We start from the raw sequence: 25853 nt of genomic DNA, 5'->3' as shown, positions 1-25853 counted from the left end.
AAACCCCACCCCTATTTTGGTTAATTTTTGTGGCGCCGGCCGCCCCCCCCCCCCCCGGGGGGGGCGCCCCCCGGTTCCGGCGGGGGCCGGCCGCGGGGGGGGGGGGCGGCCCGGAGCGCTTCTCGGGGGGTAGGGAGTCAGCCGACCGTCCGTGCCGCCCAGGCCGCGAGTTCGGTGCGGGCCGCGGTCAGCAGGGCCGTGGACGGGGAGGCCGCCCCGTTGGTCACGAGCGCGTAGTGCAGGACGTCCGTGTCCGACGCGGTGAGCAGGAGCCGTCGGCTTCCGGTGCCGCCCGGTTCGGCGGCCACGGCGACCGGGGTGGTCGACGTGTACACGGGCGGCGCGGACACGGCGCCGAGGTCGGAGACCACGGTCGTGGCCGCGGTCGGGAACGACGCCGGGAGGTGCAGTTCGGTCGGCGCGGTACCGCCCCGGGAGCGCCACACCAGCAGCCCGTACTGCCCGGATCCCACCAACTGCGCCACGTTCGGCAAGGAGGCGGGCACCGGGCTCCAGGTCAGCGTGGTCGAGCCGTCGCGGGAGCGGTCCTCGTAGGTGAAGGCGACCGTCGCGCCCGAGGTGGCGCTCGGATAGACACGGTCGAGGAGCCGGGCGTCCTGACGCAGGGTCACGGTGCCCGCGTCGTCGAGGCGTACGGCGGACAGGTCCTCGTCGTTCCAGGCGTCGCCGCCGGTGAGCACCTTGCCGGGGTTGCCGTTCATCAGCTCGTGGTGGCGTCCGTTGTAGAGGTCCCACTGCCACTGGGAGCCGGACAGCACCGGACCGGACGTGGCCGGGCTCGACCACCAGCGCGCGCCCGGGACCCGGGAGTCGAGAGCCTGGTACATCGCCTTCAGGACGGTCGGCGCCTTGTCCGACACCGTCCCCGACAGCGGATGGCCGAACTCGCTGACCACCGCGGTCGTCCCGGCGGCCGCGGCGCGGTCGCGGACCGTGCCGAAGTCGGTCGCGTACTGGCCGTCGCCCGCCTTGCCCCACATCAGGATCCCGGAGATGGCCTTCTGGTCGTAGAAGTGGGTGTTGAAGACGTAGCGCGAGCCGAGCGGGCCGGCGTCCAGCAGACCGCCCACCTGCTTCTGGGAGTCGATGTTGGCGTTCCAGAACAGGTTCGGCTCGACGAAGGCGGGCTTGTCCTGCCAGCCGGCCGCGTCCATCCGGGCCCGGAACTTCGCGTAGAACGGCCAGAGCACGTCCTTCTCCCAGGTGCGGCTGGTCTGGCCCGGGTCGTAGGTACCCGCGTAGGGCTCGTTGACGGGGTCGAAGCCGACGACACCCGCGAACTCCCCGGCGGACAGGTGCTGGGCGACGTACGCCATGGTCTGCTGGGCGGTGGCGAGGAAGGCGTCCTGGAGGCCGTGCGCGTTGTGCCAGAAGTCGTACGACGCGGCCTTCACCGCTCCGTTCTGGGTGATGTTCTGGCCCCAGAAGAAGCAGATCCCGCAGGACTCGTCGGGATAGGTGCCCGCGTCCACGGCCCACCCGGGGGCACCGTCGCCGGTGTACCAGCTGTCGTCGTCGAAGAGGTAGCGGGAGTAGAGGTCCTGGTGGAAGTCGGGGTAGACCCGGATACCCAGGTCGAGGAAGGCGCGCAGCTGGTCGGTGACGGCGGCCAGATAGCCGGTGTCCACCTGGCCGCGGGCCGGTTCGGCGTGGGCCCAGGAGAGCAGGAGGCGGACCGAGTTGCCGCCGCCGAGGGCACGCAGCGCGGTCGCCGACTTCCTCGCGTCGGCGACGGAGGCGAAGGGCAGGCCGTCGTGCTCCTCCAGCTTGGTCTCGCCGGAGACGTTGTAGCCGCGCAGGACGATTTCGCGGCCGAGACTGTCGGTGAACCTTCCGTTCGACACGGTGAGCGACGCGCCGTCGAACCAGAGGGAGTCGGGGACGGTGGCGGCGGTGGCGGACGGGGAGCCCGCCACCGTCAGGAATCCGCAGAGGACGACCAGAACCACGAGCAGACGTGCCCGGATATTCGGCATGTCCACTACAGTCTGGCGATGCCAGAACACAGTCAACACCGCTGACTCCGCAGTAAGTTCACTCCCGGCCGCCACGCGGGCCTCATCCCCCGACTCTGCGCGTCACGTTCAACAGGTACTCCTTCCGGTTCAGCGGGTTGTGGTCGGTGCGCGCCCGCTGCGGGACCGGGTCACGCACGACCGGCGCGTAGTGGTCGAAGACGCTCTCCCACTCGCCCTCTCCCCTGGTCAGCCCGGGCAGTTGCTGCTCCAGACCGTGCACCTGGGCGGCCGGCACCGCACCCTCCAGGACGCACACCGCGCCCCGGGTCTCCGTCGTGCGCGGTACGGCCCGCAGCGCGGCCAGCACCGGCAGCAGGGCGCCCAGGGTGTCCACCGGGACGTCGAGGCGGAACCGGTGCATCGGCTCGTGGACCTGTGTGCCCGCCCGCCGCAGCGCCTCGGTCAGGACCAGCGGGGTCAGCCCGCGGAAGTCCGCGCCGGTGCTCGACATGCTCTTGTCGAAGCCCTGGTGGGCGTGGCTCTGCCGGGGCGAGTAGCCGCTGTGGGTCATGGTGACCGTGCAGTCGGTGACCCGCCAGCCGTGCAGCCCCTGACCCAGGGTCTCGCGCACGGTGTCCTCGACCGCCTTGAAGAAGGCGTACGGCATCGACCCGAGCTCCACCTCCAGCCGGAAGGCGACGCCCGCGCCGACGGGGGCCGGGTCGACGCGCAGACCGACGGTCGCGAGGAACGGGTTGCCGTCCTTCTTGTTGAACTCGACGGCCTCGCCCGTCCCGGCCGGCCGCTCGACGCACAGCGGGGTGGTGCCGCGGAACGCGACGTCGAGTCCGTACGCGTCGGCGAGCGTCGCCTGGAGGACCTCCTTCTGCACCTCTCCGTACAGCGACACGGACGTCTCCCGCCGGACCTCGTCGTGCCGCAGGTCGATCAGCGGGTCCTGTTCGGCGAGCTGGGTGAGCGCCAGGTGCAGGGCCCGGGTGTCCGTTCCCTCCCCCGGGACGACGACGGTCTCCAGGGTCGGCGGGGCGAAGACGTGCCCGTACGCCTTGCGGGGTACGCCGATCGGGTCGCCGATCCTGATGTCGGCCAGGCCCCACAGCCGGGCGATCCGGCCCGCGGGGACGGCGTCGGCACGGGTGTCCGTGCCGCGGTCGAAGACGCCGATGCCGGTGATCCGGCCCTCCCGGCCGTCCTCGCCGAAGGGGATCCGGTCGCGGGTGCGCAGGGTGCCCGAGAACAGGCGGGCGTAGGCGACCTTCTCCCCCGCCGGGCCCCGCTCGACCTTGAAGACGGTGCCGGAGACCGGTCCGTCGGGGTCGCCGTCGGAGGCCGGCAGCAGTTCCCTGATGCCGGAGATCAGCTCGCCGACACCCGCTCCGGTCATGGCCGAGCCGAAGTACACCGGGTGCACCTCGGCCTGCCGGGTCTGGGTGACGAGCGCCGCGCGCAGCCGGTCGCGCCCGACGGTGTCCTCGACGTACGCGGCGAGCAGGGCGTCGTCGTGGTCGGCGAGGACGTCGACGGCGGCCGGGTCGAGACCGGGCGTGAAGCCGGCCGCGCGGGTGCCGAGCCCGGTGGGGCGGCCCATGGGCACCACCGCCGCCGAGAGGCGTTCGGACAGGGCCCGCAGGACGTCCGTGTCGCGGGCCCCACGGCGGTCGATCTTGTTGACGAACACCAGGGTGGGGATGCGCAGCCGTCGCAGGGTCCGCATCAGCACGCGCGTCTGCGCCTGGACGCCCTCGACGGCCGAGACGACCAGCACGGCGCCGTCCAGGACCCCGAGGACGCGTTCCACCTCGGCGATGAAGTCGGGGTGGCCCGGGGTGTCGATGAGGTTGACCGTCACGTCGTCCACCGGGAAGGAGACGACTGCGGACTTGATGGTGATGCCGCGCTGCCGCTCCAGCGCGAGCGTGTCGGTCTGCGTACTGCCCGCGTCGACGCTGCCGATCTCGTCGATGACTCCGACCGTGTGCAGCAGCCGTTCGGTCAGACTGGTCTTGCCCGCGTCCACGTGCGCGAGGATTCCGAGGTTGAGCAGATGCACGAAGCGTCATGTCCTTCGAAGAGTGGGGTCTTTCCTTCCGGGGTGGACATGAACGGTGTGCGCATCTGCTGCTCCTGGATCTTCCGGCGAGGCGGTCCTTCGCAGTGCAGCAGACCGGCGGGCGGTACGGCAACGGAATAAGTCCGAACGGATCAGCGCCCGACCCGACACGCGGCCGGACGGCCCGACGCCGGCGACCGGACGCCCCACGCCCGACGCCCACACCCCACGCCCGACGACGGGAGCGTGGCGTTGCGGAGCGCCTCCCCGACCGGATGCGACGCTTGCCGCGGTGGTGAGAGGAGCCGACGATGCGTGACATTCTCCCGGTGCTGAACGGCTGGTACGGGGCCGGTGTCCCGTTCGGTCTCGCCACCGTGGTCGCGGTCAGCCGCAGCGCACCGCGCGATCCGGGGGCCGCCATGGCCGTGGGACCGGACGACCAGGTCGTGGGCAGTGTGTCGGGCGGCTGCGTGGAGGGCGCGGTGTTCGAACTGGCCCGGGAGGTCGTGGCGAGCGGCGAGGCACGGCTGGAGACGTTCGGCTATGACGACGCGGACGCGTTCGCGGTCGGGCTGACCTGCGGCGGTGAACTCACCGTGCTGCTGCGGCCGGTGTCCCCCGCGCTCGACCCGGCCTTCGGCGCGGTCGCCGAGTCGGTCGCCGCGGGCCGCCCGGTGACCGTGGCGACGGTGGTGGACGGGCCCGCGCCGCGCGGGGCCTGTCTCGCCGTCTGGCCGGACCGGGTCCGCGGCACGCTGGGCACGCCCGGCCTGGACGCGGCGGTCACCGCCGACGCCCGCGGCGGGCTCGCCCTGGGCGCGACCGGCGTACGGCACTACGGGCCGAGCGGGGAGCGGCGCGAGGACGCCGTCCGTGTGTTCCTGCACTCCTTCGCGCCGCCGCCGCGCATGCTGGTCTTCGGCGCGATCGACTACGCGGCCGCCGTCGCCCGCATCGGCGACTTCCTCGGCTACCGGGTCACGGTCTGCGACGCCCGGCCGGCCTTCGCCACGCCCCAGCGCTTCCCGGCGGGTGTCGAGGTGGTCGTGGACTGGCCGCACCGCTATCTGCGGGGCACCGAGACCGACGAACGCACGGTGATCTGCGTCCTGACCCACGACCCTAAGTTCGACGTCCCGCTCCTCGAGGAGGCGCTGCGCCGCCCGGCCGCGTATGTCGGCGCGATGGGCAGCCGCCGTACGCACGACGACCGGATGCGGCGGCTGGTCGAGGCCGGCCTCACCGAGCGCGAACGGTCCCGGCTGCGCTCACCGGTCGGCCTCGACCTCGGGGCCCGTACGCCGGAGGAGGTGGCGGTGTCCGTCGCCGCCGAGATCGTCGCGGTGCGCTGGGGCGGCAGTGGCGTGCCGCTGTCGGCGACGGTGGGCGACGTCCACCCACCGGTGTCGCTGTGAGGGGGCGGTGGGGGGCGGCGTCAGCGCGGCGGCAGCCGGTGCAGGACCACGTCCGTGAGCCGGCCGTCGGCCACGTCGGCGGTCAGGTAGGTGCAGTGCGGCTGACGGCGGCGGTCGGTCGGGGAACCGGGGTTGAGCAAGCGCAGTCCGGAGGCGGCGGTGGTGTCCCAGGGAATGTGGCTGTGCCCGAAGACCAGCACGTCGAGGTCGGGGAACCGGGCGGCGCAGCGGGCCTCCCGGTCCTGGGCGGGGCCGGTCTCGTGCACGACGCCGAACCGCAGGCCGCCGAGTTCGGCGTACGCCACCTCGGGGAGCCGGGCGCGCAGGTCCGGGCCGTCGTTGTTGCCGTACACCGCGACGAGCTCGCGGCAGCGGCTCTCCAGCAGGTCGAGGGTGGCCGTGTCGACCCAGTCCCCGGCGTGGAACACGACGTCGGCGCGCGGCAGTTCGGCGAGGAGCCGGCCCGGCAGCTCTCGGGCGCGCTTGGGGAGATGCGTGTCGGACATCAGGAGCAGGCGCACGGGTGCAGCGTACGACGTCCGCCCCTCCAGCGATCTACAGGCACAGCTGTCCAGTTCGAACTGGACAGTTTTCCCTGACGGTTTTACCGTGGGGGCCATGGCGCAGCAGAACCCCGACCCCGCCCTCTCCGTGTCCGCCGTCCGCGCGGCGCACGATCTTCGGGTCGTGTTCAGCCGGCTGCGGCGGCGCGTCCGGGAGGTCGCCGAGGACGAGGTGCTCACTCCGTCGCAGGTGTCCGCGCTGACCCTCGTCGGCAAACACGGCGCCGCCACGGCGAGTGCGCTGGCGTCCGCCGACGGCGTGCGGCCGCAGTCGATGGCCACCACGCTCGCCGCCCTCGACCGGCACGGTCTGATCCGGCGCAGCCCCGATCCCGAGGACGGCCGCCGCCAGCTGGTCACGCTGACCGACGCGGGCCGCGAGCGCGTCGAGGGCAACCGGCAGGTCCGGGCCGAATGGCTGGCCCGCGCGTTCGAGGAGCGGTTCACGGAGGACGAGCGCCGGACGGTCCTGGCGGCGTTCGCCCTCATGGACCGGCTGACCCAGTAGCGAGACCGAGGCGGAACACCGGAACGACCCGACTCACCCGAATCACCCCACACACCGACATCAAGAACACCGGAAACACCCGAAAGGCCCGAACCTCCATGGCACTCACCGCCTTCGACCCGCGGACCGCCCTCGTCGTGATCGACCTCCAGGCCGGCATCGCCGGCGCGCCCACCCAGCCGTACGCCGGTGCCGACGTCGTCGCCCGCAGCGTCGAGCTCGCCGACGCGTTCCGCGCCCACGATCTGCCCGTCGTGCTGGTCCGTGTGTCGTTCGCCGCCGACGGCGCGGACGCCGTCCCGGGCCGCACCGAGGCCGTACACCCCGGCGGCACCCGCCCGGAGGGCTGGGACGTCATCGTCCCCGAGCTGTCCGGACACCCCGGCGACATCACCGTCACCAAGCACAACTGGGGCGCCTTCCACGGCACCGACCTCGATGTGCAGCTGCGCCGCCGCGGGGTCACCCAGATCGTGCTGACCGGCATCGCCACCAGCATCGGCGTCGAGTCCACCGCCCGTGCCGCCTATGAGCACGGCTATCACGTCAGCCTGGTCACCGACGCGATGAGCGACCTGGACGCCGAGGCCCACCGCGGCAGCGTCGAGCGGGTGTTCCCGCGGCTCGGTGAGACGGGCACGACGGCCGAGGCCCTCGAACTCCTCGCCAAGACGCACGGCTGACACCGCCGGAGCGGCGCGGGCGGCGGTGCCGTCAGCGCCGCTCCCGCGTCCGGGCCCGCCGCATGCGCGGCTCCCACCAGGCGCGGTGCTCCCGGTACCAGGCCACCGTCTCGGCCAGACCGGTCGCGAAGTCCCGGCGCGGCCGGTAGCCGAGCTCGGTGCGGGCCTTCGTCCAGTCGAGGCTGTAGCGCAGGTCGTGCCCCTTGCGGTCGGCGACGTGCTCGACCCGGTCCCAGCCGGCCCCACAGGCCCTCAGCAGCAGACCGGTGAGCTCGGTGTTGCTCAGTTCGGTACCGCCGCCGAGGTGGTAGACCTCGCCGGCCCGGCCCCGGGTGCGCACGAGGTCGACGCCGAGGCAGTGGTCGTCGACGTGCAGCCAGTCGCGCACATGGCGACCGTCGCCGTAGAGCGGGACCTTCTCGCCGTCGAGCAGACGGGTGACGAAAAGGGGGACGACCTTCTCGGGGAACTGCCGGGGGCCGTAGTTGTTGGAGCAGCGGGTGACGCGGACGTCCAGGCCGTGCGTGCGGTGGCAGGCGAGCGCGAGCAGGTCGGCGGAGGCCTTGGAGGCCGAGTAGGGGGAACTGGGGCGCAGCGGGTGGTCCTCGGTCCAGGAGCCGGACGCGACGGAGCCGTAGACCTCGTCGGTCGATATGTGCACGAACGGGCCCACGCCGTGCCGCAGGGCCGCGTCGAGCAGGGTCTGGGTGCCCACCACGTTGGTGCGCACGAAATCACCCGCGCCCACGATCGAACGGTCCACGTGGGACTCGGCCGCGAAGTGCACCACCTCGTCGGCGTCGGCCATCAGCTTGTCCACCAGAGCGGCGTCGCAGATGTCGCCGTGCACGAGGTCCAGGCTCGGGTGCCCCAGCGGCAGGTTGTCCGGGGAGCCCGCGTAGGTGAGCTTGTCGAGCACCGTGACGCGCGGCGCGTCCGGGGCGGCGAGCAGGGTGCGGACGTAGGCCGAGCCGATGAAACCGGCGGCTCCGGTCACGAGCAGGTTCATGGCGGCCGAGCGTACGTCGGGGCGGGCGCCGGGATCGACCGCCCGCCGCGTCACCCCCCGCCGGCGGTCCTTGCCGTCAGTCCTCGCCGACCGGACTCGCCCTCAGTCCTCGCCCCGGACGATGTTCCCCTCCACGCCCGGCTGCGTCACGGTGACGGCACCCGGGTCCTCGACGGCCGGGACGCAGGTACGCATCACGGGCTCCTCCCGCAGTCGGCGGGCCCTCGCCCAGCCCGTCTCGGACGGGCGGACGTCGGTGTTCTCGATGGGGTCCAGGGTGTGCGAGCTCACGACACTTCATCTTCCTTCTGCCTGCCGGACGCGGCGCCGCCGGGGACGCCCGTGCTCCATCGTGGCCGAGTCCCCGAGCCCTCACGGCCCAAACACCGTCCGGCCCCGGACCCGCTCAGTCCTCCAGCCCGATCTCGCTCCACACCTGCTTGCCGCCGCTGACGGGCACCGTCCCCCAGGCGTCCGACACCGCCTCGACGAGCAGGATGCCGCGGCCGCCCGTGGCCTCCCAGCCGATACTGGTGGGCTTCACGGGCGTGCGCGGCGAGACGTCGAAGACGGCCACCCGCAGGCGGTGGTTGACCAGGGTGAGGTCGAGCCGGACCCGGCCGTCGGTGTGCACCAGGGCGTTGGTGACGAGTTCGGAGACCACCAGCAGGACGGTGTCCAGGTTGCCCGCGGGCACCCCCCAGGCGCGCAGGGTGCGCCGGGTGAAGCGGCGGGCGTGGCGGGCCGCCTCGGGGACCCGCCAGACCGTCCAGCCCTCGCGCCGCGGACGTACGGCCATACCGTCGTAGCGCATCAGGAGCAGGGCGACGTCGTCGTCGCGGCGGGCGTTGCCGAGCAGGGCGTCGGCCACGAGTCCGAGATGGGCGGGGTCGGCGACGGTCAGCCCGCGGGCGAAGCGCTCCATGCCGGCGTCGATGTCGGAGTCCGGGGACTCGACGAGCCCGTCCGTGGTGAGGGCGAGCAGCGTGCCGGGCTGGAGCCGCAGCGGGGTCATCGGGAAGTCGGCCTGGGCCACCACGCCGAGCGGCGGCCCGCCCTCGTCCTCCGCGATCTCCGTCCTGCCGTCCGGATGGCGCAGGACCGGCGGCAGGTGTCCGGCGCGCACGCACCAGGCGGAGCCCTCCTCCATGTCGACGTCGACGTAGCAGCAGGTGGCGAAGAGGTCCGTCTCCAGGTCCAGCAGAAGACGGTTCGCGTGCGAGACCACCACGTCCGGGGTGTGTCCCTCGACGGCGTACGCGCGCAGGGCCGTGCGCATCTGGCCCATCAGGGTGGCGGCGCCCGCGTTGTGGCCCTGGACGTCGCCGATGACGAGGGCGACATGGTTGTCGGGCAGCGGGATCACGTCGTACCAGTCGCCGCCGAGCTCCAGTCCCGCGGTGGTGGGCAGATAGCGGGCGACGGCGTCCGCGCCGGCCAGCTTCGGCAGCCGGCGCGGCAGCAGCTGGCGCTGAAGCATGCCGATCAGCTCGTGCTCGGCGTCGAAGGCGTGGGCGCGCACCAGGGCCTGGCCGGCCAGGCCGGAGGCGGCGGTGAGCAGGGCGCGTTCGTCGAAGCCGAAGTCGTGCGGGTCCTCCCAGCCGATCAGGCAGGCGCCCGCGATCCGCCCTCCGGCGGGCAGCGGCAGAATGGCCAGGCCGCCGGGGCCGACCTCGGCGAGGGCGGGTTCCAGGGGGGTGCCGGCCGGCCAGATCTGGGCGCGTCCGTCGCGCAGGGCGGCGGCGAGGGTGGGCATCGCGCGCACGGGCGCGTCCGGCCACTCGCTGCGCCACTCCTGGCGCCACAGTTCGGGCCAGACCTCCTGCTGGGGCGGATCGAGGACGGTGACGACGAGCCGGTCGCCCTCCAGTTCGGCCAGCGCGATCCGATCGGCCCGCAGCGGCTCACGCAGCGCGGCGACCACGGCCTGGCTGACGTCCCGGACGGTGCCGGCGGTGGCCAGCGCGGCGGCCAGCCGCTGGACGCGGGCCACGTCGGTGCCGCCGGAACGCAGCTTGGAGGCGTCCTCGACGGTGCCCACGAGCCGCATCGGCCGGCCCTCCCGGCCGGGCAGCAGCCGGCCGCGCAGCCGCAGCCACTTCGGTGGTCCGGCGGGCTGGAGGATCCTGAACTCCAGTTCGCGGTCGCCGACGGACATGTGGTCGGCCTCCACCACCGACATCAGCGACGGCAGGTCCTCCGGAACGGTGCGGCCCAGCAGGGTCTCGACCCTGCCGTCGAACTCCTCCCGAGCCAGTCCGAACAGTTCCAGGATCCCGTCGCCGACCTCCACCCGTCCGGAGTCCGCGGCGAGGCCGAACGCGTTCGGCGGCAGCTCCTCGCCCTCGGCGGCCCCGGGCGGGGCGGGACAGGCGATGGCTTCGGCGATCAGGAGGAGACACGCGCGGTCCTCACCGTCGAAGCCGCCGGGGCTGTCGCTGACGGCCAGCAGGCAGCCGTCTCCGGCGTCCCCGGGCATGGGCAACGCCCCCACCGAGAAGTCCGGGGGCGGCGTCCCCGGCCACTCGGTGCAGGCGGCGAGCTCCTCGGGGCCCAGCCATACGGGCCGTCCGGTGCGGTGGGCCTCGGCGGCCGGGGAGCGTCCGGAGAGCGGATAGCTGTCGCGCAGGCCGTACAGGTTGCGTGGTACGCCGGCCGACTCCACCAGGCGGAGCAGGTCGCCTCCGGCGCTGCGGGCGTAGACGGCGACCAGCGCCGCTCCCGCGAAGACCAGCGCCTGTTCGAGCGCGCGGTGTACCCGGCCGGGCGAGTCGGGATCGGTCGTGATCGATTTGAGGGCAACCTCGGCACGCAGCGTTCTCGATCCACGTCCCGTCGCGCCCTCACTGACCACGTCCGTCATTACAGCGCGTATGTGGCCCCTGCGCAGCCCCTGTGACCGTTCCGTGCAGGCGTGACCGGACCCCGTTCGCCGTGCGCGTCCCGCCGCCAGGGGGGAGATTTGAGCCCAGGGCCCCGCACGGCCGGGCGAGGAGGTGGTCGGCGTGCAGGACTGGCAGGCGTCCGAGCAGGCGCCGGCAGCCGGCCGGACGCCGGTCGGCCGTCCGCAGCTCTCGCTCGCGCTGACCGCCATGATGGACGGTGTCCACGCCCACTCCGGCGCGGTCTACCTGCGCGCGCCCGACGAGCCGGTGCTGGAGATGGCGGTCACGGCGGGCCTGCCGAGATCGTTCGCCGCGCCCTGGGAGCGGGTGGGGCTGAGCGCGCCGATCCCGGTCGCCGAGGCGGTGCGCACCCGGCGGCTGGTCTGGGTCGGCGGCGAGGGGGAGATGGCGCGCCGCTATCCGCGGATCGCCGTGGTCCTGCCGTACCCCTTCGCCCTGGCCGCCATGCCGGTGGCGACGGCGACGACGGTGTACGGCGCGGTGTACGTGACCTGGCCCGGTTCACATCCTCCGGACCTGACCGACCGGGAACGGACCCATCTGACCACGGCCTGCGACCGGCTCGCGCTGCGCCTGGAACGCGCGGCCCAGGAGAACCGGCCGCCGCGCGCGGACCCCGATCTGCTGTCCGGGCCGGCCGAGTGGGGCATGGCCGGCGGCACGCTGGGCACGGTCGAGGCGGCGCGCATGGTGGCGCGGCTGCCGTACGGGCTGTGCTCGCTGGATCTGAACGGGCGGATCAGCTTCGCCAACGCGGCGGCGGCCGAGCTGCTCGGCGCCCCGGTCAGCGAGCTGCTCGGTACCCACCTGTGGGCGTCGGTGCCCTGGCTGAACGACCCGGTCTACGAGGACCGTTACCGGGCCGCGCTGATCAGCCAGCACATCACCTCGTTCGTGGCGCTGCGCCCGCCCGGGACCTGGCTGTCGTTCCGGCTGTACCCGAGCACGGGCGGCCTGAGTGTGCGGATCAGCAGGGCGCGGGCGGTGGCGCAGATGAACCGGGGCGGGCCACAGCCGGGGGACGCGTCCTCGCGGCTGGTGACCATCTCACAGGTGCTGAGCCTGGCCGGCGCGCTCACCGAGGCGGCGAGCGTGCAGGACGTGGTGCAGCTGGTCGCGGACGAGATCTCCCCGGCGGTGGGCAGTCAGGCGCTGGTCCTGCTGGGCTCGCGGGCGGGCCGCCTGCACGTCCTGGGGCACCGGGGCCATCCCGACCCGCAGGTCGTGGAGCGCCTCGACGGCATCCCGCTGCTCGCGCCGACGCCGGGCGCGCACGCCCTGCGCAGCGCGGTGCCCGCGTTCTTCGAGTCCCGGGAGCAGCTCGAACACCTGTATCCGATGCACCACGCGAGCCCCGACGCCTTCGCCGCGTGGGCCTATCTGCCGTTGATCGTCTCCGGCCGGCCGGTGGGCACCTGCGTGCTCGCCTACGCCGCGCCGCATCCCTTCCCCGCGGACGAACGGGCGGTGCTGACGAGTATCGGCGGGCTGATCGCGCAGGCCCTCGAGCGGGCGTTGCTGTACGACGCCAAGCATCAGCTGGCGCACGGGCTCCAGGCGGCCCTGCTGCCGCACTCGCTGCCGTCACTGCCCGGCATCGAGGCGGCCGCGCGCTATCTGCCGGCCACCCGGGGCATGGAGATCGGCGGCGACTTCTACGACCTGGTGCCCTCACCGCCGCTGGCGGCCGCGGTGATCGGCGACGTCCAGGGCCACAACGTGACCGCGGCGGCGCTGATGGGGCAGATCCGTACCGCGGTGCGCGCGTACACGACGGTCGGTCAGGCCCCGGAGGAGGTCATGCGCAGCACCAACCGGCTGCTGATCGACCTCGGCGCCGACCTGTTCGCCAGCTGTCTGTACCTGCGGCTCGACCCGGCGCGCGGGCAGGCCGTGATGGCCCGGGCGGGGCATCCGCCGCCGCTGCTGCGCCGGCCGGACGGGCGGGTGCGGGTGCTGGACCTGGCGGGCGGCCCGCTCCTCGGTATCGACGCGTCGGCGACGTACGCGACGACGGAGGTCGAGCTCACGCCCGGGTGTCTGCTGGTCCTCTACACCGACGGTCTGATCGAGAAGCCCGGTGTGGACATCGAGGACGCCCTGGCCGACCTGGGCGAACGCCTCCGCCCGATCGGAGACCGGCCGCTCGACGAGCTGGCCGACACCCTCGTACGGGACTGCGCGGCCGCGGAGGAGCGGATCGACGACGTGGCACTGCTGCTGTTGCGGGCGGGCGGCGACGGCTGACCGGGGTGTGGCGAGGCGGGGCGGCGCGGTGTGGGCGCAACGGCGCAACGGCGCAACGGCGCGCGGAACGACGGACGGTCCGGCCCTCCCGCCGGAGAGCCGGACCGTCCGTCCGTCGGCCGCAGCCGCCTGTGTGGGCCGATCAGTGCGTGTCGGTCAGCCCGGAGTTGTCCTCGGTGCCCGTGCCCATCTGGTCCTGGGGCGCGCCGGACTGGTCACCCATACCGGCCTGGTCGTCGGCCCCGGACTGGTCGCCCGCGCCGGACTGGTCGCCGCCGACCGCGTCGCCACCGGCACCCGCCTCCGCGCCGCCGGCCTGGTCACCACCGGCCTGGTCACCACCGGCCTGGTCACCGCCGGCCTGGTCGCCCGCTCCCGCGCCCGCTCCCGCGTCGCCGAGGGTGGCGCCGGTCGCCGTCAACGCGGTGGTGACCGGCTGGAAGAAGGTCTCGCCGCCGGCGGTGCAGTCGCCGCTGCCGCCCGAGGTCAGACCGATCGCGTTGCCGTCCTGGGTGAACAGCGAGCCGCCGCTGTCACCGGGTTCGGCGCACACGTCCGTCTGGATGAGGCCGGTGACCGTGCCCTCCGGGTAGTTCACCGTGGCGTCGAGGCCGAGAACCTGACCGTCGTTCAGGCCGGTGGTGCTGCCCATCCGGAAGACCTGCGTGCCGACCGTGGCGTCCGCGGCCTGGAGGATCTGGACGGTCTGTCCGCCGCCGATGTTGACGTCGCTCGGCGCCTGGGTGTCGGGGTCGTCGTACTTGACGAGGGAGAAGTCGCCGTCGCCGGGGAAGACCGCCTGGTCGACGGTGGCGATCGGCTGGCCGTCCTGGCTGTCGGACCACTGCTCGGCCGCGACACCGCAGTGGCCGGCCGTGAGGAAGGCGGGCGAGCCGTCGCTCGCGGTGACGTTGAAGCCGAGGGAGCAGCGCGCTCCACCACCGAAGATGGCGTCCCCGCCCGACACGAACGTCTTGAAGGTGCCGGCGGACTTCTTGATGGTGGCCATGCCCGAGCCGAGGCTCTGCACGGTGGACTCCAGCCGGTCCCACTTGCCGCCGGTGACCGTGGTGTCGGCGGTGACCAGGATCTTGTTCGTCCTGGGGTCGACGGCCCACGCGGTGCCCGGGATGGTGGCGTCGGTCTTCAGGGTCTGCGCGGCGGTCTTCAGCTCGGCCGTGCTGTTCTCGACCTCCCGGACCTTCGCACCGGCCTTCTTGGCCTGCACCACCACGTTGTTCTTGTCGCCGGAGACGTTGACGACGTTGACGACCAGCTGCCGGCTGTCGGTGTCGTAGTACGAACCGGCGAAGGCGTCGCCGAGCAGGTTCTGAAGCTGCGTGGCGAGGTCCGAGGCGTCCGCCGCCTTCAGGGTCTTCGGGGCAGCCGCCTCCGCCGCGCCGTCCTGGGAGGCGTTGGCGTTCGGAAGCAGCAGGGCCGCCGCTCCCAGTGCCGCCACACTGCCCGCCGCTATCGCGGCCTTGCGCTTCGGAATTCGCTTGTGACTCAAACTTCTCGACCTCCTGGGGGACGGGGTCTGCGCTGCCGGTCGGCAGCTCGTACAGCGGCGCCTGGATGGCTGTAGGTACGCGGCGGGCGGGTGGGGCGTTCAATTCCGTTTCGCAACTTCCCTCGCGCGGTGCCGAATCGGCCGGGCGAGGGGCCGATCGGACGTGCGGCGGGAACAATCCCCCATATGACGATGACGACCGCTGAAGCGGACAAGATCCTTTCCGCCAACTTCGCCCCCTGGGTCCTCGCCCTGGGCCTGTCCGTCGAGACCTTGGGGGACGACCGGGCGATCCTGCGTCTGCCCTGGTCGGCGCAGCTGGCCAGGGAGGGCGGCGGGCTCTCGGGACAGGCCCTGATGGCCGCGGCCGACACCGCCACGGTGATCGCCGTCTCGGCGGCCCGGGGCGCCTACGGACCGATGACGACCGTTCAGCAGTCCACGTCGTTCCAGCGCGCGGTGACGGATTCGGATGTCCTGATCGAGGCGGTGCTGACCAAGCTGGGCCGCCGAATGGCGTTCGCCGACATCACGATGACCGCCGAGCGATCGGGCGAACTGGCGGCCCGCGCGAGCACCGTGTACGCGCTGCTGGGCTGACCCCCGCGCACGATCCGATCAGGGACCCTCGGTAGTGCTGCGGACACGTTCCGTCTCGAATGCGGGGTGGAATCCCGGCTTCGGTGAATCTGCACATCCCATGCTCAGCCAGGTCACCGGGAGCGGCGGATCTGCACATGTCCGCGGCGGCCCCGATGCCTTTGGGGCGGGAGTGTCGGATTCGGTGCGAGGTCGGCAAGGGGCGGTGCGCGCCGATGCCGTGCGGCGTGTGAAGAAGTCGCCAGCAAGCCGTGCGCGAGCCTGCACCGTTGACCGCCCGAAGATCGCAATGACGCAGGTGGGACCGCTGGTTGAGTGGAATCCCGGGCCGCGTACCTGCTTTGATCCATCGCACCGCGGGAGCCACGAAGGGCTCTCCGAGAGGGGTGTCCGGCTCCCGCGGTGGCGGCAGTCCCTTTCCCCAGAGGGGGCCGCTCTCCCCCTTGTGAAATATCCATATGAAGGGAAGTTCCATCATGAACTCCACCCCCCAGGTGCAGACCGTCGAGATCTCCGACGCCGAGCTCGACAACGTCTCCGGCGGTCTGTCCCTGAACGCCGTCGGCACCGTCAGCGGCCTGGTGGACGGCGTTGCCCCGGTCTCCGGCCTGGTCAACACGGTCGTCGGCACCGTCGAGGGTGTCACCGGCCTGAACACCGCCCCGGTCACGGGCCTGGTCGCCGGTCTCTGACCGCACCTTCTTGATCCGTCGAGTCCCGGAGCCGTACCCCGGCTCCGGGACTCTCGGGTGCCCTGAAGCCCTGAAGCCCTGAAGCCCTCTGACAAGCTCTCAGCCAAGCTCTCAGCCAAGCTCTCCGACAAGCTCTCCGACCGGTGAGGGAAGTCCCGTGCAGTTCCGCCAACAGGCCCTCGCCAGACTCCAGTCGCCGGAGGAGCTCGACCTTCCGGTGCGCTTCGCCCGCCCCCAGGGCTGGCTCGTCCTGTCGGTGACGGTGCTCGCGCTGGCGGGCGCCTCCGTGTGGGCGGTGACGGGCTCCGTGGCCTCGACGGTCGGCGCGCCCGCGATCCTCACCCATGGCGAGGGCAGTTACATCCTCCAGAGCCCCGCCGCCGGCCAGGTCACCGCGATCCTCGCCGAGGAGGGCCAGCAACTGCCCGCCGGCTCCCCCGTCCTGAAGGTCCGTACGAGCGATGGCGACACCGTGGTCCGCACGGTCGCCGCCGGCCGGATCACCGCGCTCGCCGCCACCATCGGCCAGATCATCCAGACCGGCGCGAACGTCGCCGCGGTGGAGAAGGTCGCGCACGCGGGCGACCCGCTGTACGCGACGGTGTACGTCCCGGCCGAGAACGCCACCTCCATCCCCGCGAACGCGCCCGTCGACCTCACCGTCCAGACCGTGTCGACGCAGGAGTTCGGGGTGCTGCGCGGACATGTGAAGTCCGTCGACCGGTCCGCGCAGTCGGCGCAGCAGATCGCCGCGTTCCTCGGCGACAGCCAGTTGGGCGAGCAGTTCACGAAGAAGGGGCGGCCGGTCGCCGTCACCGTCCGCCTGGACCGGACGTCCGCGACGAAGAGCGGCCTGAAGTGGTCCTCGGCGGACGGACCGCCGTACGCCCTCACCTCCATGACCATGGCCACGGGTTCGATCCGGCTGGCCGACCAGCGTCCCGTCGATTGGCTGCTGCCGTGACCACCGCCCAGGACACCCGAGGCAGACGCCGCGCCGCGCCGCCCGCGCGCAAGGTCCCCAAGGCGACCGCGAAGACCGTCCGCACCCCGACGGTCCTTCAGATGGAGGCCGTCGAGTGCGGCGCCGCCTCGCTCGCGATGGTCCTCGGCCACTACGGCCGGCATGTCCCGCTGGAGGAGCTGCGGATCGCGTGCGGTGTCTCGCGCGACGGCTCGCGCGCCAGCAACCTGCTGAAGGCGGCCCGCAGTTACGGCCTGACCGCCAAGGGCATGCAGATGGACCTGGCCGCCCTCGCCGAGGTGAAGTCCCCGGCCATCCTCTTCTGGGAGTTCAACCACTACGTCGTCTACGACGGCATGGGCCGCCGCTTCGGCCGCCGCGGGGTGTTCGTCAACGACCCCGGCAAGGGCCGCCGTTTCGTCCCGATGGAGGACTTCGACGGCAGCTTCACCGGTGTCGTCCTGGTGCTGGAGCCCGGCGACGACTTCGAGCGGGGCGGGCGCCGGCCGGGGGTGTGGGGCGCGATGCCGGCCCGGCTGCGCGGCACCGCGGGCACGATGCCGGCCGCCGTCCTGGCGAGCCTGCTGCTGGTGGCTGTCGGCGCGGCCGTGCCCGCGCTCAGCCGCACCTACATCGACATGTTCCTGATCGGCGGCCAGACCTCGCTGCTGGGCGTGCTGTTCACGTCCATGGCGGCGTGCGTGCTGCTCACGGTCGTCCTGACCTGGTTGCAGCAGGCCAACCTGCACCACGGCCGCATCATCTCCTCGACGCTCTCCAGCGCCCGCTTCCTGCGCCATCTGCTGCGGCTGCCGGTGACCTTCTTCTCCCAGCGCAGCCCGGCCGACCTAGTCCAGCGTCTGCAGTCGAACGACGCGGTGGCCGAGACCCTGGCCCGCGACCTCGCGGCGGCGGGCGTGGACGCGGTGGTCGTGGTCCTCTACGCCGTGCTCCTGTACACCTACGACCCGCAGCTGACGTTCGTCGGCATCGGCGTGGCGCTGCTCAACCTGGTCGCGATGCGGGTGGTGATCCGGCTGCGGGCGACCCGTACGGCGAAGCTGCGCGCCGACAACGCCCGGCTCACCAACACGGCGTACACCGGGCTCCAGTTGATCGAGACGATGAAGGCGACCGGCGGCGAGGACGGCTACTTCCGCAAGTGGGCCGGGCAGCACGCCACGACGCTGGAGGAGCAGCAGCGGCTCGGTGTGCCGAGCGCGTGGCTGGGTGTGGTGGCGCCGACACTCGCGACGTTGAACAGCGCCCTGATCCTGTGGATCGGCGGCATGCGGGCGATCGAGGGCCACATCTCGGTCGGTCTGCTGGTCGCCTTCCAGGCACTGGTGGCCCGCTTCACCGCCCCACTGACCCGGCTCAACGGAGTCGCGGGCCGGATCCAGGACTTCGCGGCCGACGTGGCCCGGCTGAAGGACGTGGAGAACTTCCAGGCGGATCCGCTCTACGGCCGCAAGGGCGGCGCCGACTCCACGCGCCGGCTGCACGGCCATGTCGAGCTGGAGAACATCACGTTCGGCTACAGCCCGCTGGACAAGCCGCTGCTGTCCGGCTTCGACCTGACCGTCGGACCGGGCCGCCAGGTGGCACTGGTAGGCGGTTCGGGCAGCGGCAAGTCCACCGTGTCGAGGCTGATCTCGGGCCTGTACACGCCCTGGGAGGGCGTGATCCGCATCGACGGGCAGCGGCTGGAGGACATCCCGCGCGGCGCGCTGGCCGCCTCCGTGTCCTTCGTCGACCAGGACGTGTTCCTCTTCGAGGGCACGGTCCGCGACAACGTGGCGCTGTGGGACCCGTCGGTCCCGGACGACGCCGTGGTGGAGGCGCTGCGGGACGCGGCGCTGTACGACGTCGTCATGCGCCGGCCCGGCGGCATCCACAGCCGGGTCGAGCAGGACGGCCGCAACTTCTCCGGCGGACAGCGCCAGCGCCTGGAGATCGCCCGCGCGCTGGTGCGCAGGCCCAGCATCCTCGTCCTCGACGAGGTGACGAGCGCGCTGGACGCGCAGACCGAGCTGACCGTGATGGACAACCTGCGCCGGCGCGGCTGTGCCTGTGTGGTGATCGCCCACCGGCTGAGCACCGTGCGCGACAGCGACGAGATCGTCGTACTCCAGCACGGCACGATCGTGGAGCGCGGGCGGCACGAGGAGCTGGTGGCACACGGCGGCGCGTACGCCGCGCTGGTCAGGGAGCGATGAGATGACGTCCGTTCAGGAAGGCGACCTCGTCCTCGGCGCGCTCGGTTCGCTGGGCACGCCGATCGACTGCGCGGGCTTCGCCCGGCTCGACCTGGAGGGCCCGCAGGTGCTGTGGCTGGTCGCGGCCGGCGCGCTGGACCTGTTCGCGGTCGACGCGGCGCAACAGGGGCACTGGCACCACCTCGGCCGGCTGGAGGCGGGCTCCCTGCTGCTCGGTCCGGTCGCCGGACCGCAGCACACCCTGGTCGCCCGTCCGGTCAGGGACTGCGTGGTGCGCCGCATCGGGCTGCGCGAGCTGTACCAGCCCGCGAACACCCAGACCTGGTCGTACGACGAGTACGGCAACCCCCAGTACGTCCCGCCCACCAGCAGCCCGCTGGAGTACGCCCTCGCGCTGGGCGTCGGCCGCGGCCTGTCCGTGCTGTTCCAGGCGCCGATGGCCACCGAACGGGCCGCCGAGGTGACCGACGACGACGTGTTCTGGATGCAGGTGCCGCCCGGCAGCGTCCAGTACGGCTCGCTGTACGGCGCGGAGGCGGCCGCCGACCTGCTGATGGACCCGGCGGTCTGGCAGGGCATGGTCGACCAGCAGTACCGGCTGCTGTCCACCCTGGACCGCTGGATCGAGCAGCTGGAGCGCACCCACGAGACCCGCACCGCGGCCGGGATCAAGGCCGGTGAGGCGGTGCGCGCCCAGGCCGACCGGACACTGCTCGCGTCGATCGGGAAGTCGTCCGCGAAGCGCACGACGGCCGCCGACGCGGACGCCACGTACGCGGCGTGCCGGCTGGTCGCCCGCGCGGCCGGGATCACCCTGGCGGCGGCCGCGCAGAGCGGCACCGGCGGCGACCGGCTCGACCCGGTGGAACAGGTCGCCCTCGCCTCACGCGTGCGCACCCGGGCGGTACGACTGGACGGCAGTTGGTGGCGCGACGACGTCGGGCCGCTGGTGGGCCACCGGGCGCTGTCCGGTGCACCGGTCGCCCTGCTGTGGCGGCGCGGCGGCTACGTGGCCGTGCACCCGGCGACCGGCCGGGAGACGCCCATCGAGAAGGCCAACGCGGAGGAGTTCGAGCCGCGCGCGGTGATGTTCTACCGTCCGCTGCCGGAGCGCGGGCTCGGCCCGCTGGGGCTGCTGCGGTTCAGCCTGCGCGGCACCGGCGGCGACCTGACCGGCCTGCTGCTCAGCGGCCTGGTCACGGTCGCGATCGGCGCGCTGGTGCCGGTGGCCACCGGCAAGGTGCTGGGCGAGTACGTGCCGAAGGCCCAGCAGGGGCTGATCGTGCAGGTCTGTCTCGCGGTGATGGTGGCGAGCGTCGTGGCGGCGGCCTTCACCCTGCTGCAGAACCTGACCATCCTGCGCCTGGAGGGCCGGATCGAGGCGACCCTGCAACCGGCCGTGTGGGACCGGCTGCTGCGGCTGCCGACGAGGTTCTTCACCGAGCGCTCCACCGGTGAGCTGGCGAGCGCGGCCATGGGTATCAGCGCGATCCGCAGGCTGCTCGCCGGAGTCGGCCCCTCGGTCGCCCAGGCGGTCACCGTCGGCGCGATGAACCTGGGGCTGCTGCTGTGGTACAGCGTCCCGATGGCGCTGGCCGCGGTCGGCATGCTGGTCGTGATCGCCGCCGTGTTCCTGGGACTCGGGCTGTGGCAGGTGCGCTGGCAGCGACGGCTGGTGGTGCTGAGCAACAAGCTGAACAACCAGGCGTTCCAGACCCTGCGCGGTCTGCCCAAGCTGCGTGTGGCGGCGGCCGAGAACTACGCCTACGCGGCCTGGGCCTCGGAGTTCGCCCGCAGCCGTGAGCTCCAGCAGCGGCTGGGGCGGATCAAGAACCTCAACGCGGTGCTGGGCGCGGTGTACCTGCCGGTGTGCTCGCTGCTGATGTTCATGCTGCTGGCCGGTCCGGCGCGGGGATCGCTGTCGGCCGCGGAGTTCCTCACTTTCAACACGTCGGTGACCATGCTGCTCACCTCGGTCACCCAGCTGACCGGAGCGTTCGTCTCGGCGGTGGCCGCGCTGCCGCTGTTCGAGGAGATCAGGCCGGTGCTGGACGCCACGCCCGAGGTGCGCACGGCCAGCACCCGGCCGGGCCCGCTGTCCGGCGCGATCGAGGCCCGAAGGCTGTCCTTCCGCTACGCCGACGACGGCCCACTGGTCCTGGACGACGTGTCGTTCGAGGTGCGGCCGGGCGAGTTCGTGGCGGTCGTCGGGCCCAGCGGCTGCGGCAAGTCGACACTGCTGCGCCTGCTCATCGGCTTCGACCGGCCGGTCTCCGGCAGTGTCCTTTACGACGGGCAGGACCTGGCCGCCCTCGACCAGTCGGCGGTGCGCCGGCAGTGCGGTGTCGTGCTCCAGCACGCCCAGCCGTTCACCGGCTCACTCCTGGACGTCATCTGCGGCACCGAGCCGTACACGCCGGAGGAGGCGATGGCCGCGGCCGAGATGGCGGGGCTCGCCGAGGACATCAAGCGGATGCCGATGGGCCTGCATACGATCGTCTCGGGCAGCGGCGCGGTCTCCGGCGGCCAGCGCCAGCGGCTGATGATCGCCCAGGCGCTGATCCGCCGGCCGCGCATCCTGTTCTTCGACGAGGCGACCAGCGCCCTCGACAACGAGACGCAGCGCACGGTCATCGAGAGCACCAAGGCGCTCAACGCCACCCGCGTGGTCATCGCGCACCGCCTGTCGACGGTGCTGGACGCCGACCGGGTGATCGTGATGGAGAACGGCAAGGTCGCCCAGCAGGGGCCGCCGGCCCAACTGCTCGCGGACACGGGCGGGCGGCTGCACGAGCTGGTACGGCGGCAGCTGGCGTAGGAGCGGGCCCGTCCCCGGCACGGGTCGGGTGTGTCCGGTACGGCCGTCCCCGGCACGGCAGATTGTCCGGTACGGCCGTCCCCGGCACGGGTCAGGTGTGTCCGGTACGGCCGTCCCCGGCACGGGTCAGGTGTGTCCGGTACGGCCGTCCCCGGCACGGGTCGGGCGGTCTCGGTCCGGGTCAGGCATCCCCGGTCCGGGTCAGGTGTCGAGGCCGGGAACCGGCGCGCCGGAGGGCACCCCGGCCTCGACGTATCCCTCGTAGAACTCCTTCCAGGGCGCGCCGGCCCCGGCGTGCGGCCCCTCGGGGCGCTCGCCGCGCGCCTGCGCGTCGAGCGCGGCGAGGCAGACCTCCCAGCCGGCACCGTTGCGGGCGGCGGTGTCCGCCGCGCCGAGCACGTTGGTGAGGGTGAAGCGGGTGCGCCGGTCACCGTCCTCCGCCAGGTCGAATCGGAGTTCGTCGCCGCCCCATTCGAAGGACAGATGGCAAGGCGGGTCCACGGCGAGGACGCGGCCGGTCGACTCGGGCATGTTCGGGTCGCCGCTGAAGGTGACGGTGGCACCGGGGCGCAGGTCGAACTCGGCGCGGGAGGGGAACCACCGGGCGAGTTCGTCGGCGTCGGTGACGAACCGCCAGACCCGGTCGATCGGATGGTCGTAGGTGCGGCTGAAGCGGACGGCGGGGCGTCCGTCGTCGAGGGTCAGATAGGTGCCGGTGAGGTCGGCGGACATGGCCGATCAGTCCTTCCAGTCCTGCGCGGAGGGGCCGCGGGGGTCTCGGGTGTCGGAGTCGCGGGGGTCAGAGGGTCGGTCGCGGTCGTCCGGGCGGTCTCGGTGGGTCCGGGTGACCGCGTGGTCCGGGCCCGCCCTGCCGTCCGGGCGGTCCCGGTGGTCCGGGTGATCCGCGTGGTCCGGGCCGGCCCGGTCGTCCGGGCCGGCCCGGTCGTTCGTCCGGGTCGTCCGGGTCGGTCGCGTCATCCGGGTCGTCCGCCGTCTCGTCGAGGCGGCGGCCCAGGGTGTCCAGGCTGGTGTTCCACAGCCTGCGGTAGGGGGCGAGCCAGGCGTCGAGGCCCGCGATCGGGGCCGGGTCGAGGGCGTAGACACGGCGCTGGGCGTCCTGTCGTACCCGTACCAGACCCGCGTCGCGAAGCACCCTGAGGTGCTTGGACGTGCTCGGCTGGCTCAGGCCGCACGCCGCCACGATCTCGCCGACGGGCCGCGGCCGCTCCAGGAGCAGCGCGACGATGGCCCGTCGGTGCGGGTCGGCGAGGGCGGTCCAGAGCGAGGCGTCGGCCATGCCTCAAATATGCCTTGCCGGTTATATGCGAGTCAAGGAATGGACGATCCACCGGCGGCGGCGACCTCCGCCGCGCACCCCTCCTGCGAAACGTTGCCGTTTCGCTTGAACTGGTTTAGCCTCCAGGTGTACGAAACCGTTTCGTTCATGCCCGGACGATTTTCCCTGGAGTGGTTTCCCGATGCCCCAGAAGACCATGACCGAAGACACCCGATCGGGTGCGGTGGAAGCGCCATCCGGCGCCTCGCCGAAACGGTGGTGGATCCTCGCGATCGTCGCCGTGGCGCAGCTGATGGTGGTGCTGGACGCGACCATCGTGAACATCGCCCTGCCGTCGGCCCAGGCCGACCTCGGCTTCTCCGACGGCAACCGGCAGTGGATCGTCACCGCGTACGCGCTCGCGTTCGCCTCCCTGCTCCTGCTCGGCGGCCGGATCGCCGACCTCTTCGGCCGCAAGCCCGCCTTCCTCGTCGGCGTGGTCGGCTTCGCCGTCGCCTCCGCGCTCGGCGGCGCCGCGACCGGCTTCGGCATGCTGGTCGTCGCACGCGCCCTCCAGGGCGCCTTCGGCGCCCTCCTGGCGCCCGCCGCGCTCTCCCTGCTCAACACCACGTTCACCGACGCCCACGAACGGGCCCGGGCGTTCAGCGTGTACGGCGCCATCGCCGGCGCGGGCGGCGCGGTCGGCCTGCTGCTCGGCGGCGTCCTCACCGACGCGCTCGACTGGCGCTGGACGCTGTACGTCAACGTGGCCATCGCGGTCCTCGCCTTCGCGGGCGGCTGGGTCCTGCTGAGCAACCACCGCGACGCCACGAACTCCAAGCTCGACGTCCCCGGCACGATCCTGGTCGCCGCCGGACTCTTCGCCCTGGTCTACGGCTTCTCCAACGCCGAGACCCATGACTGGGGTTCGCCGCTGACCTGGGGCTTCCTGATCGCCGGCGGGGTGCTCCTGACAGCCTTCGCCTGGTGGCAGACGCGCGCCGCGCACCCACTGCTGCCGCTGCGCATCCTGCTCGACCGGGATCGCGCGGCCTCGTTCCTCGCGGTGCTGATCACCGGCGCGGGCATGTTCGGCGTGTTTCTCTTCCTCACCTACTACCTCCAGCTGAACCTCGGCTTCAGCCCGACGAAGACCGGCGCGGCGTTCCTGCCCATGGTCGGCGCGCTGATGGTCACGGCACAGGTCGGCACCACGGTCCTGATGCCCCGTATCGGCCCCAAGGCCGTCATCCCGCTCGGCTTCGCGATCGCCACGGCGGGCATGGCCTGGCTGTCCGGGATCGGCGTCGGCTCCGACTACACGACCGCCGTACTGCCCCAGCTGATCGTGATCGGCGTGGGCCTCGGCCTGGTGATGCCGCCGGCGATGCAGCTGGCCACCGGCGGGGTGGCGGCCGAGGACGCCGGTGTCGCCTCCGCGACGGTCAACGCCATGCAGCAGGTGGGCGGTTCGATCGGTACGGCGCTGCTGAACACGCTGGCCGCGAGCGCCGCGACCGACTACCTGGCCGGCCGGGACACCACCAGCAAACTGGTCCAGGCGCAGGCGACGATCGAGAGCTACACCACCGCCTTCTGGTGGTCGGCCGGCCTCTTCGCGGCCGGCACGGTGATCGCCTTCCTGCTGTTCCGGCGCGGGGTGCCGCAACAGGACGCGAACGCTCCCCAGGTCGTCCACATGTGACCGGCCGTCCATGACCGAGGGGCCGCCGTCGTCAGGGAGACGGCGGCCCCTCCGCGGTCCGACGAGGCTGCCGGGACACGGGCAAGTCAAGATGCCGGACTGGAAGTTCACCGGTTCGAGTGAACAAGATCGTACGGGCGGCCGGACAGGGATGACAGGCACCCCGGCGGGGTAACTACGGAGATCCCACGTCTCCCTGCTGCGGTGGAGCACCCATGACTCCGCAAGCCCACGACCTCGATCCGCCCCCGGCGCCGAACGCCTGTGCCCGCACACGGACGAACGGTTCGTTCACCGTGGTCGAGGTGACCGGAGAGGTGGACATCGCCACCGCGGCGCTGGTCGCCGAGCATCTGGACGCGGCGACCTCGCAGCCGGAGCCGGACGTGCTGGTCGATCTGCGGCCCGCCGACTTCCTCGACTGCTCGGCTCTGCGTGTGCTGTGCCGGGCCGCGACCCGGGCCGGCGAGCGCGGCGGCAGCCTGCGGATCGTCTCCGACGACCCGCGGGTGAGCCGACTGCTGCGCGCCGCGGGGCTGTTGAGCCGATTCCCGCCGCTTGCCGGACTGCCCGGGGAGCGACGGAACGCCGAGCAGCACCCGGACGCCGAGCAGAACCGGGGTGCTGAACAGAACCTCGATGCCGAGCAGAACCTCGATGCCGAAAGGAACCGCGGCCCCAGGTG

At 72.6% G+C, this 25853-nt stretch carries 19 protein-coding genes and 1 pseudogene; 11 read left to right on the top strand and 9 right to left on the bottom strand.

The window, feature by feature from the left end:
- Positions 1-137 precede the first annotated feature (137 nt).
- On the bottom strand, positions 138-1997 hold the full coding sequence (locus ACFV0T_RS40420) for a cellulase family glycosylhydrolase (RefSeq protein ID WP_385790260.1): 1860 nt from the start codon (positions 1995-1997) through the stop codon (positions 138-140).
- 82 nt (positions 1998-2079) lie between these two features.
- A complete protein-coding gene (locus ACFV0T_RS40415; RefSeq protein WP_385790258.1) occupies positions 2080-4050 on the bottom strand; it encodes a GTP-binding protein in 1971 nt (656 codons plus the stop codon).
- A gap of 311 nt (positions 4051-4361) precedes the next feature.
- Between ACFV0T_RS40415 and ACFV0T_RS40410 the strand changes: the two genes are divergently transcribed.
- Positions 4362-5468 (top strand): XdhC family protein, encoded by a 1107-nt coding sequence (locus ACFV0T_RS40410; protein ID WP_385790256.1) that lies wholly within the window; start codon positions 4362-4364, stop codon positions 5466-5468.
- Positions 5469-5488: 20 nt separating this feature from the next.
- Here the strand turns inward: ACFV0T_RS40410 and ACFV0T_RS40405 are convergent, their stop codons facing one another.
- Positions 5489-5989 (bottom strand): metallophosphoesterase family protein, encoded by a 501-nt coding sequence (locus ACFV0T_RS40405; protein WP_385790254.1) that lies wholly within the window; start codon positions 5987-5989, stop codon positions 5489-5491.
- Positions 5990-6086: 97 nt separating this feature from the next.
- Between ACFV0T_RS40405 and ACFV0T_RS40400 the strand changes: the two genes are divergently transcribed.
- Positions 6087-6539, top strand: coding sequence for a MarR family winged helix-turn-helix transcriptional regulator (locus ACFV0T_RS40400; protein ID WP_385790253.1), 453 nt, complete (start codon positions 6087-6089; stop codon positions 6537-6539).
- 98 nt (positions 6540-6637) lie between these two features.
- Positions 6638-7222: a hydrolase gene (locus tag ACFV0T_RS40395; RefSeq protein WP_385790251.1), complete on the top strand. Its 585-nt coding sequence runs from the start codon at positions 6638-6640 to the stop codon at positions 7220-7222.
- A 31-nt stretch (positions 7223-7253) separates the two neighbouring features.
- Here the strand turns inward: ACFV0T_RS40395 and rfbB are convergent, their stop codons facing one another.
- The 3 genes from rfbB to ACFV0T_RS40380 form a co-directional block, all read right to left on the bottom strand.
- Positions 7254-8231, bottom strand: coding sequence for a dTDP-glucose 4,6-dehydratase (gene rfbB / locus ACFV0T_RS40390; RefSeq protein WP_385790250.1), 978 nt, complete (start codon positions 8229-8231; stop codon positions 7254-7256).
- 102 nt (positions 8232-8333) lie between these two features.
- A complete protein-coding gene (locus ACFV0T_RS40385) occupies positions 8334-8522 on the bottom strand; it encodes a hypothetical protein (protein ID WP_385790248.1) in 189 nt (62 codons plus the stop codon).
- 115 nt (positions 8523-8637) lie between these two features.
- A complete protein-coding gene (locus ACFV0T_RS40380; protein ID WP_385790246.1) occupies positions 8638-11094 on the bottom strand; it encodes a SpoIIE family protein phosphatase in 2457 nt (818 codons plus the stop codon).
- A gap of 133 nt (positions 11095-11227) precedes the next feature.
- On the opposite strand from ACFV0T_RS40380, the gene ACFV0T_RS40375 reads away from it, so the two are divergent.
- The gene (locus tag ACFV0T_RS40375; RefSeq protein WP_385790244.1) at positions 11228-13384 is read left to right on the top strand and encodes a SpoIIE family protein phosphatase; all 2157 of its coding nucleotides are present in this window, start codon (positions 11228-11230) and stop codon (positions 13382-13384) included.
- Positions 13385-13526: 142 nt separating this feature from the next.
- On the opposite strand, the gene ACFV0T_RS40370 is transcribed toward ACFV0T_RS40375, so the two are convergent.
- Complete coding sequence (locus tag ACFV0T_RS40370; RefSeq protein ID WP_385790242.1) at positions 13527-14894, bottom strand: S1 family peptidase; 1368 nt, start codon at positions 14892-14894, stop codon at positions 13527-13529.
- Between the two features lie 186 nt (positions 14895-15080).
- On the opposite strand from ACFV0T_RS40370, the gene ACFV0T_RS40365 reads away from it, so the two are divergent.
- From ACFV0T_RS40365 to ACFV0T_RS40345, 5 genes are all read left to right on the top strand, one after another.
- On the top strand, positions 15081-15494 hold the full coding sequence (locus ACFV0T_RS40365; protein ID WP_385790240.1) for a PaaI family thioesterase: 414 nt from the start codon (positions 15081-15083) through the stop codon (positions 15492-15494).
- Positions 15495-15970: 476 nt separating this feature from the next.
- Complete coding sequence (locus ACFV0T_RS40360) at positions 15971-16186, top strand: type A2 lantipeptide (RefSeq protein WP_385790238.1); 216 nt, start codon at positions 15971-15973, stop codon at positions 16184-16186.
- A 157-nt stretch (positions 16187-16343) separates the two neighbouring features.
- Entirely contained in the window at positions 16344-17150 is an 807-nt protein-coding gene (locus ACFV0T_RS40355) for an HlyD family efflux transporter periplasmic adaptor subunit (protein ID WP_385790236.1), read from the top strand.
- Positions 17147-19369: an NHLP family bacteriocin export ABC transporter peptidase/permease/ATPase subunit gene (locus tag ACFV0T_RS40350; protein ID WP_385790234.1), complete on the top strand. Its 2223-nt coding sequence runs from the start codon at positions 17147-17149 to the stop codon at positions 19367-19369. The genes ACFV0T_RS40355 and ACFV0T_RS40350 overlap by 4 nt, the downstream gene beginning before the upstream one ends.
- A 1-nt stretch (position 19370) precedes the next feature.
- Positions 19371-22187, top strand: a complete 2817-nt coding sequence (locus tag ACFV0T_RS40345) for an NHLP bacteriocin export ABC transporter permease/ATPase subunit (RefSeq protein WP_385790232.1) — start codon at positions 19371-19373, stop codon at positions 22185-22187.
- A gap of 201 nt (positions 22188-22388) precedes the next feature.
- Here the strand turns inward: ACFV0T_RS40345 and ACFV0T_RS40340 are convergent, their stop codons facing one another.
- Complete coding sequence (locus tag ACFV0T_RS40340; RefSeq protein WP_385790230.1) at positions 22389-22919, bottom strand: SRPBCC family protein; 531 nt, start codon at positions 22917-22919, stop codon at positions 22389-22391.
- A 223-nt stretch (positions 22920-23142) separates the two neighbouring features.
- Positions 23143-23484 (bottom strand): annotated as a pseudogene (locus ACFV0T_RS40335) (ArsR/SmtB family transcription factor); the annotation flags it as partial.
- Between the two features lie 181 nt (positions 23485-23665).
- Between ACFV0T_RS40335 and ACFV0T_RS40330 the strand changes: the two are divergent.
- Both ACFV0T_RS40330 and ACFV0T_RS40325 read left to right on the top strand, forming a co-directional pair.
- A complete protein-coding gene (locus tag ACFV0T_RS40330) occupies positions 23666-25168 on the top strand; it encodes an MFS transporter (RefSeq protein WP_385790228.1) in 1503 nt (500 codons plus the stop codon).
- Positions 25169-25383: 215 nt separating this feature from the next.
- Positions 25384-25853: STAS domain-containing protein (locus ACFV0T_RS40325; RefSeq protein ID WP_385790226.1), on the top strand; the 470-nt coding region annotated here is incomplete at its 3' end.

The sequence above is a fragment of the Streptomyces sp. NPDC059582 genome (assembly GCF_042735715.1).
In the GTDB taxonomy this organism is placed as follows: domain Bacteria; phylum Actinomycetota; class Actinomycetes; order Streptomycetales; family Streptomycetaceae; genus Streptomyces.
Note: the sequence above shows the minus strand (reverse complement) of the source record. Positions and strands in the feature narration are given on the sequence as shown.

Excerpts from the sequence above, each read along its gene's own strand:
- ACFV0T_RS40420 (WP_385790260.1), bottom strand. The coding sequence starts at position 1,997 with ATGCCGAATATCCGGGCACGTCTGCTCGTGGTTCTGGTCGTCCTCTGC.
- ACFV0T_RS40410 (WP_385790256.1), top strand. The coding sequence starts at position 4,362 with ATGCGTGACATTCTCCCGGTGCTGAACGGCTGGTACGGGGCCGGTGTC.
- ACFV0T_RS40400 (WP_385790253.1), top strand. The coding sequence starts at position 6,087 with ATGGCGCAGCAGAACCCCGACCCCGCCCTCTCCGTGTCCGCCGTCCGC.
- ACFV0T_RS40395 (WP_385790251.1), top strand. The coding sequence starts at position 6,638 with ATGGCACTCACCGCCTTCGACCCGCGGACCGCCCTCGTCGTGATCGAC.
- rfbB (WP_385790250.1), bottom strand. The coding sequence starts at position 8,231 with ATGAACCTGCTCGTGACCGGAGCCGCCGGTTTCATCGGCTCGGCCTAC.
- ACFV0T_RS40380 (WP_385790246.1), bottom strand. The coding sequence starts at position 11,094 with ATGACGGACGTGGTCAGTGAGGGCGCGACGGGACGTGGATCGAGAACG.
- ACFV0T_RS40365 (WP_385790240.1), top strand. The coding sequence starts at position 15,081 with ATGACGATGACGACCGCTGAAGCGGACAAGATCCTTTCCGCCAACTTC.
- ACFV0T_RS40360 (WP_385790238.1), top strand. The coding sequence starts at position 15,971 with ATGAACTCCACCCCCCAGGTGCAGACCGTCGAGATCTCCGACGCCGAG.
- ACFV0T_RS40345 (WP_385790232.1), top strand. The coding sequence starts at position 19,371 with ATGACGTCCGTTCAGGAAGGCGACCTCGTCCTCGGCGCGCTCGGTTCG.
- ACFV0T_RS40340 (WP_385790230.1), bottom strand. The coding sequence starts at position 22,919 with ATGTCCGCCGACCTCACCGGCACCTATCTGACCCTCGACGACGGACGC.
- ACFV0T_RS40330 (WP_385790228.1), top strand. The coding sequence starts at position 23,666 with ATGCCCCAGAAGACCATGACCGAAGACACCCGATCGGGTGCGGTGGAA.